12 protein-coding genes and 1 pseudogene are annotated in these 11,165 nt (G+C 52.8%); 12 read left to right on the top strand and 1 reads right to left on the bottom strand.

Annotated elements, in window-relative coordinates:
- Window positions 1-105 precede the first annotated feature (105 nt).
- From BLX41_RS37160 to BLX41_RS32575, 11 genes and pseudogenes are all read left to right on the top strand, one after another.
- Window positions 106-294 (top strand): PAS domain-containing protein, encoded by a 189-nt coding sequence (locus BLX41_RS37160; protein ID WP_311197616.1) that lies wholly within the window; start codon window positions 106-108, stop codon window positions 292-294.
- A 223-nt stretch (window positions 295-517) separates the two neighbouring features.
- The gene (locus tag BLX41_RS33460; RefSeq protein WP_148059806.1) at window positions 518-757 is read left to right on the top strand and encodes a hypothetical protein; all 240 of its coding nucleotides are present in this window, start codon (window positions 518-520) and stop codon (window positions 755-757) included.
- Entirely contained in the window at window positions 750-926 is a 177-nt protein-coding gene (locus tag BLX41_RS33970; RefSeq protein ID WP_185073907.1) for a hypothetical protein, read from the top strand. Before BLX41_RS33460 ends, BLX41_RS33970 begins: the two co-directional genes overlap by 8 nt.
- Before the next feature lies 1 nt (window position 927).
- Window positions 928-1,242, top strand: coding sequence for a hypothetical protein (locus tag BLX41_RS32615; RefSeq protein ID WP_123728186.1), 315 nt, complete (start codon window positions 928-930; stop codon window positions 1,240-1,242).
- A 46-nt stretch (window positions 1,243-1,288) separates the two neighbouring features.
- Window positions 1,289-1,459 carry an HNH endonuclease gene (locus BLX41_RS37525; protein WP_123728185.1) on the top strand — a complete coding sequence of 57 codons (171 nt, stop codon included), beginning with the start codon at window positions 1,289-1,291 and terminating at the stop codon, window positions 1,457-1,459.
- A gap of 141 nt (window positions 1,460-1,600) precedes the next feature.
- The gene (locus BLX41_RS32605) at window positions 1,601-2,935 is read left to right on the top strand and encodes a HEPN domain-containing protein (RefSeq protein WP_148059804.1); all 1,335 of its coding nucleotides are present in this window, start codon (window positions 1,601-1,603) and stop codon (window positions 2,933-2,935) included.
- Between the two features lie 911 nt (window positions 2,936-3,846).
- Window positions 3,847-5,369 (top strand): annotated as a pseudogene (locus tag BLX41_RS32595) (ATP-dependent nuclease).
- On the top strand, window positions 5,359-6,777 hold the full coding sequence (locus BLX41_RS32590; protein WP_123728183.1) for a UvrD-helicase domain-containing protein: 1,419 nt from the start codon (window positions 5,359-5,361) through the stop codon (window positions 6,775-6,777). The pseudogene BLX41_RS32595 and the gene BLX41_RS32590 overlap by 11 nt, the downstream one beginning before the upstream one ends.
- A gap of 364 nt (window positions 6,778-7,141) precedes the next feature.
- Window positions 7,142-7,846 carry a hypothetical protein gene (locus tag BLX41_RS32585; RefSeq protein WP_123728182.1) on the top strand — a complete coding sequence of 235 codons (705 nt, stop codon included), beginning with the start codon at window positions 7,142-7,144 and terminating at the stop codon, window positions 7,844-7,846.
- A 198-nt stretch (window positions 7,847-8,044) separates the two neighbouring features.
- Window positions 8,045-8,977, top strand: coding sequence for a hypothetical protein (locus BLX41_RS32580; RefSeq protein WP_148059803.1), 933 nt, complete (start codon window positions 8,045-8,047; stop codon window positions 8,975-8,977).
- A 296-nt stretch (window positions 8,978-9,273) separates the two neighbouring features.
- Window positions 9,274-9,966, top strand: coding sequence for an ImmA/IrrE family metallo-endopeptidase (locus BLX41_RS32575; protein ID WP_123728180.1), 693 nt, complete (start codon window positions 9,274-9,276; stop codon window positions 9,964-9,966).
- A gap of 127 nt (window positions 9,967-10,093) precedes the next feature.
- On the opposite strand, the gene BLX41_RS32570 is transcribed toward BLX41_RS32575, so the two are convergent.
- Window positions 10,094-10,459 (bottom strand): histone-like nucleoid-structuring protein, MvaT/MvaU family, encoded by a 366-nt coding sequence (locus BLX41_RS32570; RefSeq protein WP_123728179.1) that lies wholly within the window; start codon window positions 10,457-10,459, stop codon window positions 10,094-10,096.
- Window positions 10,460-10,716: 257 nt separating this feature from the next.
- On the opposite strand from BLX41_RS32570, the gene BLX41_RS36995 reads away from it, so the two are divergent.
- On the top strand, window positions 10,717-11,165 hold a 449-nt coding region (locus BLX41_RS36995), incomplete at its 3' end, for a YobI family P-loop NTPase (protein WP_473241699.1).

The raw sequence follows: 11,165 nt of genomic DNA, 5'->3' as shown, positions 1-11,165 counted from the left end.
ATTCAGGAAAACCGAGTCACCGCCGATGAGCGTTTTTCACGATCATTTGGGCTGCCAGCGGAGAGGTGCTTGGCAGGTATCCTGATTGAGGAATCAGTCTAGTCAATTCATCCTGGTGATCGTGATCGCGTCTCCGCCGACATCCAGGAGGCGATGAAGCGCGGCGGTGTTTACCGGTGCGATCGGGTGCGCCAGCACGATGGCAGCTTCAGGTGGATTGAGGCCAATGGACGAGCTGAGCTCAACGAAGAGGGGCGGGCTGTTCGCTTCCCTGGGATTCTCATGGACACATAATTGATCCCCACAAGCCTAGCGGGAGCGGCTGCGTGAGAGGCGCACCGGACAGCCCATAGTCAATAAATGCAAGTCGAGTCGGGTGGCTCGCGATATCGAATTGCCATGCCCTTTAAAATTGTGGTAACAAGGACATGTTTTTTCGCGTGACTGATTAATACGGTTTGAATTAGAAAGTCGAGTCTGATATCACACGGATGGTTTTTAAATATTAAGGCACCAAATGAAAATACTCAAAGTTGAAATACTCTCGGAAGGCGATTCTGTTGATCGCGTTGAGGGCAACATCGTACACGTGCGAAAAGCCGATGGTTCATATTTTGTCTACACACTACACACCGAAGATCCTAGCTTTCTGGATTTTGATGTGTTGGCAATAAAAAAAGGTAGTGGCTTTATTTCAATGAATGCTAGCGCTGACTTGTCGGACTTGGATGATATTAGCGGGGTCTCCCATGAATAAATCTACTGATGTTGAAGAGCTATCAAAGCGGCCTGCCGCTCCAGGTGAGCAAGTTGCCGTATCGTTAGTGTATCGTGATGTGCCTAAGGAAAAGCGTAAGCAACTAGAGACAATTGCTAAGGAATTCGCCAAAAAACATCGCAAGCTCGTTAACTACATAGAGAAGTAATGTGGGCGACAAGAAAGATGTTCTAGTCAAGATAAGCTATGTAGATAGTGCTGAGTTGTTGTCGGAATTTTTGACTGAGGTGAGCAAAATTGGACTTGAGCCAAGCGAAGTTCGACACAAGGCCCTTCCTAAGAGGCCAGGCGCTGCACCCGGCAATAATACGAAGGATGTGATGATCACCGTGTCTGGCGACCCAGACACCACGGATGAAATTATCGCGGAATTCCTGGTTCGAGTTGAAAATGAGATAGGGTTATTGCCTGCGTCGAAAAATGAAAAGCTTCTAGGGGTGGCAGTTGACCGCGAAAAGAAATAGCGAGCATAGAAGGGCTATCGCGATTGCTAAAACCCGCGAAGAACATATGTGTGAGGTGTGCGCTAAAGACACCAATCTACATGGGCACCATATCGTAGACCTGGCATTTGGCGGTGTAGGGGAGCCGGAAAATATTCTGGTTGTTTGCAAGGCGTGTCACGATAAAATTCATAACGGTGAAATTGTAATAAATAATTTTGACTACCGAGCCAGATGATGCTTGATGACTTAGAGAAATCTTGGAAGGCAGCGTCTTGAGTGAAGGATTTGGCGTGGGTGAGTTGCTAACAGCCGTATGGTTAACCATACGACTTCAGCGCTAGCTTTCTGAAGAATAGTATAGCCATGGTGGTGTCAGGTGAGAACTGAGTTTTTAATTTTGATTCCAGGTGAGGAGAGTTTTTGCGGGACTGCGAAAGCTTTCATTGAGTTTTTAAAAATCGATTCTTTGCTGATTTTTGTTGGCAATAGCGTTAGCTTCCGCAAAAGCGCGAAATCCAAAGCAATTGTATCCGCCAAATACAAAGTCGATAGCGATAAAGTCAAGGCGAGCGATGAGCGTTACTTCTATGTTGCACTTGAGTGCAGCAATAATGAGCTCGCAGAAGAATTTGCCAGCATGTGCGATCATATCAAAAGCATCGCTGAACGGATTCGGCCTGGTGAAACGGCGGTAAATACCTTGCTTGATGGTGCGGGGAAAGTGTTCGCCGAAAAAGCTTACCCAGTTGTCTATGAGGTTGAGAATCTCATGCGCCGGCTGATAGCAAAATTCCTGCTAGTTACAGTTGGCGTAAAATGGGCTGAAGATGCGATGCTGCCCTCGCTGCGGCAGAAGATAGAGAGCTTCGAAGATGAACCTCGCCATGTAAATGATCTCTATAAGCTAGACTTCATACATCTGAGCGATATGTTGTTCGAAAAGAAACGTGACATTGGTCTTGAAGAGCTTGATCGGATACTTCATGTAACTCAGTTCAGTGAAAGTGATCAAGTTAAAATTCTTCGTGTTCTTCCGAAATCTAATTGGGATAAATATTTTTCCGAGCTGGTTGATTTTTCAGCAGAAAAACTTCGAGATAAGTGGAGGTTGCTCTACAAGCTCCGAAATAAGGTTGCTCACAACAGAGCGGTTACTCGCGCGGATTACGGAATGATTACAGGATTGGCCGGTGAGATCAAGCGAGTGATATCTGCGGCCACTGAGAAGCTTGGTGAAATTAGTATTGATGATGAAGACCGCGAGCGGATCATGCAGACTTATTCCCCTTCATCGGGCATGGAGTTCTATCAGGTAGCACTAAAGGCTATATCCGATTTCTATACTATTGATGGGGGATCGGTACATGTTCAAAGTGACAGGGCTCCCTTTGATCTTATGGTGACGAAAGGCAGCGATATACGGGCTGTTGAGGTCAAAGCATATCGGCAGTTCATGATGGGGCACCTGAGGCATACAGTGCAGAATCATCAAGAGAGGCGGGTCGAATATCAGCAGGGCCAGCCATATAGTCGGGCTGTCTATTTCTGCGTCTATCAGGATTTGGGGCGGTTGCTTGAACGCGATCACCTCAAAGAAAGATTAAATGACTTGCTAGAGTCGGTTCGAGATGTGGAGATAAAAGTGGCTACATTCGATGAGTATCACAACCTTGCTGTAGTGTGGGAAGGACTTTCACCTGAATCGATGTGAGGTCAGCGTGGCGGGGCAGAAAGATTTCTGTCGGCCGTGATGATGCGTAGCTGTATCAAAAGGTTGGCCGCTCTCCACGCTAAGCGTCAATGTGAACAGTGTCAGAGGACTCACCCCTATCGCCTCACTGATGGCTATCAGCTTGTCGTCAGCACAGTGGCGAATCCTGTTTCGAGCGACACTGATGCTCCTGGCCAAGGAGAAGTGGAAGGGCCCACGCACATCTGTTGCAGCGGAAGACCCGACGTAGAGCATCAGAGATTGCCATAGGCACTCAACTCGCCGACTAACCTGAGGGATCATACTGGGTACAGCAGATGCTCATTCCTGACATCCCGATACCCCCCCTTGCTGGAGATGCGCTCGTGTCCAGCGGCCAACAAAGTCAGTTTTTTCCACTGATTAAACCCATACTTTTAGTGGTTTTATCTGTATTTGAACTCTTTTCCCGCATGCATCCTTGAAATTTTTTTCGCGAGACGGAGTTCTATATTTGAGGGCAAGAAAAAAGCGAGTGGTGTGCAGGCGCAGATGATCTGCATGGTTCACACACGGTTTTGCCGATTCGCTTTCGCTTTTGAGCGGTTTCAAGATCTGGTCTCTGTCGCCTAGCTTGCTCCTGCGTAGCCCCGCAAGGGCTAGGGGGGGGAATCGCCTTCTTCGCAGCCTTTGGCTGCGCTTACGCTTTGACTACAAACAAACACGTCAAATTTTCAAAAACAGCATCCGTTAGTTTCCCCAGGCGTTACTCGGCCATTAGGACTTAGGTAGCACGTAGTCAACGCTTCATCAGGATTTCATTAGAAGGAAGTGATGGGAGAAGGGCGCATCGCCACTTTTGCGGGGATGCTGCCATAGCGCTACTATCGCCAATCAGGCCCGCAGAGACGGGGCGCAAGGAGGCGATATCCATGGTCAGAATACGAAAGCTCGAGATCCGTAACTTCAGGGCCATTCAAGCCCTCGATTGGGCACCGTCCAACGGTGTCAACTGCCTGATTGGCCCAGGAGACAGCGGTAAATCGAGTATCCTGGATGCCATCGATTACTGTCTCAGCGCACGGCGCAGTGTGTCGTTCAGCGACACCGACTTTTACAACCTGAACGTCAATGTGCCTATCACGATCTCCGTCACGCTGGGATGCTTGCCTGATGAGATGATAAATCTGGAAGCCTACGGTGATTTTCTTCGAGGGATTAATCTCCAGACAGGAATGGTGGAAGACGAGCCAGGGACGGGGCTTGAAACTGTTCTGACCCTGAGGCTGCAGGTCAATAGCGATCTTGAACCGACGTGGATGCTTTATTCAGATCGCGCCGCTCAAGTGGGTACAGAGAGAAGTCTGGTGTGGAAGGATCGCGCTCGAATTGCGCCGGCGCGAATCGGCAGTTTCGCCAGCACGAACCTCTCCTGGAGCCGTAACTCGATCCTAAACCGCTTGACCGAAGAGCGGCCGGAGCTGAGTGGTGCCTTGGCGGGCGCGGCCAGGCAAGCCCGGGAGAACTTCGGTGCCCAGGCCTCCGCTCAACTTCGTCACCCTCTGGACATCGTGAATAGGACATCACGGTACCTTGGCGTTCCTGTGGGCGAGGGCGCACAAGCTCTGCTAGATGCCCATGCAGTTTCAATCGGCGATGGTGCCATTGCGCTGCATGATAGTGCAGGCATACCGCTTCGATCTCTTGGTACAGGTTCCTCACGCTTGCTGGTTGCGGGCCTCCAGCGCATGGCTGCCGACGCCGCAACCATTGCTCTAGTGGATGAGGTTGAGTACGGACTTGAGCCTCACCGACTGGTACGGTTCCTCGACTCCATGGGTGCCAAGGATCCAGAGCAACCACTGCAGGTTTTCATTACTACACATTCTCCTGTCGCCCTGCGCGAGCTCTCGGGTGATCAGCTATATGTTGTGCGCAAAGTGGCTGACCGCCACCTGATATTGGTTGCCGGCACCGGCAACGACGTACAGAGCACCCTGCGCGCTGACCCTGAGGCCTTTCTGGCGAAGCAAGTCATCGTGTGTGAGGGGGCCAGCGAAGTCGGTCTGGTTAGAGGGCTCGACCAGTTCTGGAGCTCCGCCAACAATGATTCGTTTCTAGCCAAGGGTTGTGCCTATGTAAACGCCGGGGGCGGTACTACGGATAATATCTACAACCGTGGTTCCGCATTACTAGGTCTCGGTTACCGAGTGCTCCTGCTTGTCGACGCGGACAAACGGCCATCCAGGAGCATCGTGCCGCAGGGAATCCCTATCCTGCTGAGACCCGAGTCCTGCTTGGCGTCGCGTCACGGATCCGCTCAAAGGGCTGGTACAAATCAGTAACGACCTACCAGGCCATTGCCAAGGACATCATCGGCCCGAATCTGCTCACGGCCGCAGGAGGCTTCCAACAAATCATCAGCGGTATCAAGGAGTGGGTGCATGCCGGCTGAAATAGATCTTTTTTCCTTCCCGCGAGGTTCCGTGACGGCACCTGCAGGCTGTGGGAAAACCCAGCTGATCGCTGACACCCTGACCACTCACATCGATGCCAAGCCGATACTGATTCTGACTCACACGAACGCAGGGGTAGCGGCGCTTCGTGCCCGACTTCAGAGGGCGCACATCCTAACCTCGAAGTACCAAGTTGCCACGCTGGACGGCTTCGCGATGAGATTGATCAGTAAATTCCCGGCGCGCAGCGGGCACGACCCTGCAATTCTCTTGCTGGAAAACCGCGCGCATGACTACCCAGCCATTCGCAATGCCGCAGGGCTGCTATTGCAGAGCGGTCACATTAGCGCCGTGATTCGGGCGAGCTACTCACACCTGCTGGTTGATGAATATCAAGACTGCAATCAGTCCCAGCACGTGATCGTCGCCTGGCTTGCCCAGAATGTTCCGACCTATGTCCTTGGCGATCCCATGCAGGCGATTTTCGGTTTCCGCGGAAATCCATTGGTGAACTGGCAGGCTGATGTCATCCCGCATTTTCCTGCGGTCGGAGCCCTGGACACCCCCTGGCGTTGGCGCCGCGCCAATACCGAGCATTTGGGACGATGGCTACTCGAGCTCCGCAGGCCTTTGGCAGCAGGAGAGGGGATCGACCTCCGCACTACTCCACAGGAAGTCGAGTGGATTGCGATCCGACCTGAAAGTGCAGACGCTCAGCGGCGCAATGCAGCCTTGATTCGGATCAGGGATGGCGAGTCAGCCCTTATCATCGGCGACTCGACAAACCCCGGCAGCCGCTTCCGCTTGTCCAGTCAGACACCGGGGGCCACCGCGGTTGAGAATGTCGAGCTTAGCGAATTGATTAGCTTCGCCCGATCCTTTGACGCTATGTCCGATCAGGCGCTGGATCAACTCGTAAATCTGGCCGCAAGCGTAATGACAGGTGTTGGCGCAGCAGCCCTCATGGGCCGAGTAGCAATTATCATTGGTGGGCGTAACCGCACTGCGCCGACTGCCATTGAACAGAGCGCTGTGGATTTCTATCAAAGCCCAGACCTTGCTGCTGCAGCATGTTTGCTTGAGAGTTTCGGAGCCCAGCCTGGTACGCACGTTTACAGGCCTGAGGTCTTCCGGGCGTGCTTGAGCGCCCTGCGAATGGCCGCGGCCGGTACGCATTCGTTGAGAGATGCAGCCTTGCAGGTGCGTGAGCGGAACCGGATTTTAGGTCGGCCATTGTCCCGTCGTGCTGTGGGCAGCACGCTTCTGCTCAAAGGCTTGGAATCGGATATCGCCGTGATCCTGAACCCCAGCCAGATGGATGCCAATAATCTCTATGTGGCAATGACCCGAGGAGCGAAGAAGCTGGTCATCTGCTCGGAGACACCCATCCTCATGCCTCGCAGGTAGTAGCTCATAGATCAATAGGTCGCCGGCGCGCATTTCTGCTCGAATAATCTCTAGTTGACCTCTAGAACGCAAGGTTCGGGTATTTTTTCATGCGATGTCAGTTAGCTATCGCGAGCCAGCAATGATTCAGGGAACAGCAGTGTCAGATCAACACTCCAGCCACGATAAGGACACGCCACTGACGATCGAAGCATTCAGGTCAATCGACTTGACTTCGCTCTAGCAAACTGAGCAGAACTCGGAAGCACAAACGATTTCGGTCATGGGCTGTTCCTTGCTAGAACAGCGAGCTAAAGCTCCCCAGCTTGGCTAGTGGGCATCCCATGGCTGTGCGAATTTAATTGATGACCAATGCAGGAACATAGTGAAAAAAAGACACGAGCAATCCGTAATTGACGCCTTTTCCAAATATATGGAGCGACGTGCGTCGGACTTTGGTCGACAGGTCACTCGCTGCTCTCTAGACGGGCAAGATACTGTTCTAGGTGCAGACTATTTGTTCACCAACCATACCAAAATACTCATGGTTGAATTCAAATACGAAAAATCGGATATCGAGCATGAAGTCCGAAAGTGGAGACGCCTCAAGCTCTGCCAACTACTGGATGTAGAAGAGGGCTGGAGGAGCTTGAGCTTAGAGTGTCACTATGTGGCTTGGTCTGAAGCAAAGGAGATCAACTCATTTAGACGCGGAGTGAATTTTAACGCCTACTACTCTGAAGTTTGTAATCAGTACATCTTCGGTCAGGAATCTGGACTCGTTGAGACGCATCCAAATAATGGCCCGATGCTCGAGGCAAAGCATCTAGTTGAGGATTTTTTCTCAGGCAATATCGGAACCGATTTTGTTACCTTTGAGCGCTACACCGACTGGCTGTTGAGCCTGGAAGACAATGGCGAGTCTGGGATCGAGCTGATTGTTGACCACCCTGACGGGGGCGAATTACTCATGATGGAGTTTACCTCGGTGGGCGATTTGAAAAATTGGCTGGACTCAACAAACTACGAGCCCCCAAAACCTAAGTCCAAGCCCAAACCGGGCGGGTTTAGCGGGCCAGGAATGGGTTAAGCGGTCACGGATTCAGCTAATCAGCAACCCGCAAGGCCCGTGGCCCACGCCACTTTCCTGATGACTCTTTGTTAGACCAAGGTCTTAGCTAACAGCTCTAGCTCAGACCTTGGCGCTCGACGCCGAGCACGCTAGTCTCGAGTTTTTTGGTTGAGACTGCCGATGCGAACCAAGCGAAGGATCACCCGGGCATACTGTGTGGAGTTGGGCAAGGAGTTAACCATAGGCGGTGCACGCCAGGCTTACTTCAATCAAAACCAGCCACGCAGCCGTTTTCTGTTTCAATGCTCATCGCCCGAGTGCAGGGCTCTCAAGCCGGCGCCTAAAATCACAGCCGTCAATTACGACATCCATCCGACCGAAAGAGCGCGCGTCAAATCCCCGCACTACAAGGACAACGAGCACTATGCCCATCATGCGGAGTGCGAGTGGGTGCTGCCCGATGAGGACGAGGGGAGCGATGCAGCATTGCCAGGAGAAACGGAGTTGCAGACACGCACCCGTTTGGCTAAACGCCAACTCACCTCGGTCATCGATATCTTTGTTCCGCCGACACAACTAGAAGAACCCATAGTACGTACACCTCGAGTCGCCCCAGGTAACGTCGACGAGGCGGAGCATTATCGTCGGCGGGGCGGTGGTGACGCAGAAGGTAGCCGAAAAAATCGGAACCATAGTACCGGTGATCTTCGAGAACTCGTGGATTACTACCAGGAGACCCGCGAGACCCTCAAAGACCTCTTCCCCGAGGTGACCATCAACATAGCAGGGCGTGGTGTGATACCGCTGCGTTCGTACTTCAAAAAGGTAGTTTGGGCCAGGCCTGATACTGCAGGGTACGTCTACAACGGCGGAGGACGCATTGAGCGGAGGGATGGGGCTGGTTTCGTATTCAGTTTCTTTGACAAGGTCGCGGATAAGGGCGCCTTCCTCCACGTCTCAGATGAAGTGATGACTCGGCACCGATCGAGGCGCTATGTGAATGAGCTTATCGAGCAGGCGCGGTTAGTGAGGTACTTCACCGTCTATTTCTTGGGAACATTCACACATCATGACGCCAGCAACACCATGGTTGCCGAGGTCACTGACCTTCGTTGCCTGGCAATTGACTTGGGGCCTTTGAGGGGCTGAGATTCAGTACAGGTGGAGGCACCAGACACCCGGCATAGGCGCTATCCGCTGTTCGATGCAGCCGCGTAGCCCATCATATTCGCAATGGGGTTCACCGCGGGGTGTGGCCTAACCAGGGGTCGTTAGTGTGCCCTCAGGGCATCAGCGAGGCGTATTCAGAAACGCTGGAGGAACAAGCTGGCGCGCTACAGTGATCGCCGTTCATCGGCAAAACCTATATATTGGGTTAGACACATATTGAAAGCACTACATATTGGGCTAAATTGTGCTTGAGAGCCTACATTTGGTGTTTTGCCATGAATGAAGCCCATATCGAGAAAGCAGCGACCGATCTGCTCATGCAGATTTACCGTGATCGCCGTTACCTGTGGCCAGATCAAGATATTCCACCAATGATGATGCGCAGCCCCCGGATCGCTGCCATGGTCTGCGGCTACGACTACCATGAGCATCCCACCCTGGGAGACACCCAGTTCAATCGGCACAACACCGGTACTCGTATCGCGGGCCTGATTGACCGTCAATCGAACAAGATCGCCGTCGCGACTGAATTTGGTGACAAAGTCCAGCTCTTCACCGGCGCGCATGAGATCGGCCATCTTGTGCTCCACGAAGACACTGTCATGCACCGCGACCGCGCTTTTGACGGCAGTATTCTGCAGGCACCACGTGCACCTGCAGAGCGACAAGCCGATCGCTTCGCCGCCTGCTTCCTCATGCCTCAAAAACTGGTGAGGGAACGGTTCGAGTTCATGTTCTGCTGCAAGGGCCAATTGCGCTTCAGCGACGTGATTGCCTATCACCTCGACCCCAACAATCCGGATCGGCTTCTCTACTCCCCGAAAGAGTCGGGAGAACGTGAGCTGGCGCTGGCGCGATGCACCCGATTTAACAACCAGCACCTAGTGTCACTGGCCCAGCAATTCGGTGTCTCGGACTCGGCGATGGCCATCCGGCTCAAGGAGCTGGAGTTGGTACGGTGGCCTTAGAGCGAGTAGGGCACCTGGAGCGTGCAGTAGGCGGGAGTCGTAGGAGCGCCCAGAGAGGCATCACTGTTCCAGGTAAATAAAAAAAGGGGCCTTTACGAGGCCCCTTATCTTTGCTCATGAGGATTTACTACGCTAACCAGCTCTCGACTTCGTCGGCACCATGCTGGCTTTTCCACTCTTTCAAGGTCTTGTGGTTACCACCCTTGGTCTCGACGCGCTCGCCCGTATGTGGGTTCTTGTAGACCTTAAGCTGACGGGGCTTGCGGCTGGACTTTTCAGCCACAGCGGCTGGTGCACGTCGACTGGCAGATTGTGGGTCAAGAATGGACACGATATTGCGCAGGCTGTAGCCGTACTCCGAGAGCAGGCTACGGAGTTTTTTTTCAAATTCGATTTCGCGCTTAAGGCCATCATCGTTTTTGAGGGTCTCAAGTTCGGCCAGCTGAGCAGCCAGTTGTTGCTCCAGGGCACGGAATTCGGCGAGTCTGGACATTTGATACTCCTGTATATAGTGCGTCGAGTATAGGTGTGGGGCTACAGGCCATCAATGTGCGGATCGTGCAGAGGTAAGCTAGGGCTTAGCTCTTGCCTGGTGAACAAAGGGTTCGCAGGCGAAGATGGCGGTGAGCTATCATCCAAAATCTCGTATCAGGCTCACCGGAAGTTCACCTTCCCGCTCAGACCCAAGATCGATCATTCAGTCTTTGGCAGATGAATGCCTGGTAGCCGCCAGCCTGCTTGGAGACACGGATGTTCATTCGCTTGCGCGCCATCTATCACCGGGCATTACATGCCTATATCGTCTGGAACAACGAGACTCGCCGCAAGCTGGCCGCCCTGAAGCGATACCCCTGCGCGGTCGTCGCTGCTTATAAGGCCGCATATGCGTTCTTGGCCATACCTACTCATGAAAATCTGTTCCAGCCGCTAACCCCTGTGCTCATTGAGCCTACGAAGATACAGCGGTATGAACGTGAGTTATTGAACGGTCTGAGGAACGATCAAGTCAGGAACATCGCTATTACGGGGGAGTACGGGGCAGGGAAGAGCAGCGTGCTTCGCACCTTCGTCCATCGCCACCCAGAGTTTGTCTACGCGTTTGTTTCGTTGGCTACCTTCGGCAAGGATAACGAAATCTCCGGGGCGTCTGAGCTTGTTAGCGATACCGACGTGGCCTCGAATTCTTCGCGGCCCTCCGA

Source organism: Pseudomonas protegens, from assembly GCF_003732485.1.
Classification (GTDB): Bacteria; Pseudomonadota; Gammaproteobacteria; order Pseudomonadales; family Pseudomonadaceae; genus Aquipseudomonas; species Aquipseudomonas protegens_B.
This window is presented reverse-complemented; position numbering and strand designations above follow the sequence as displayed.

Bases quoted from the DNA above. Each gene is read 5' to 3' on its own strand.
- BLX41_RS33460 (WP_148059806.1), top strand. From the start codon at position 518: ATGAAAATACTCAAAGTTGAAATACTCTCGGAAGGCGATTCTGTTGAT.
- BLX41_RS33970 (WP_185073907.1), top strand. From the start codon at position 750: ATGAATAAATCTACTGATGTTGAAGAGCTATCAAAGCGGCCTGCCGCT.
- BLX41_RS37525 (WP_123728185.1), top strand. From the start codon at position 1,289: ATGTGTGAGGTGTGCGCTAAAGACACCAATCTACATGGGCACCATATC.
- BLX41_RS32590 (WP_123728183.1), top strand. From the start codon at position 5,359: ATGCCGGCTGAAATAGATCTTTTTTCCTTCCCGCGAGGTTCCGTGACG.
- BLX41_RS32575 (WP_123728180.1), top strand. From the start codon at position 9,274: ATGAATGAAGCCCATATCGAGAAAGCAGCGACCGATCTGCTCATGCAG.
- BLX41_RS32570 (WP_123728179.1), bottom strand. From the start codon at position 10,459: ATGTCCAGACTCGCCGAATTCCGTGCCCTGGAGCAACAACTGGCTGCT.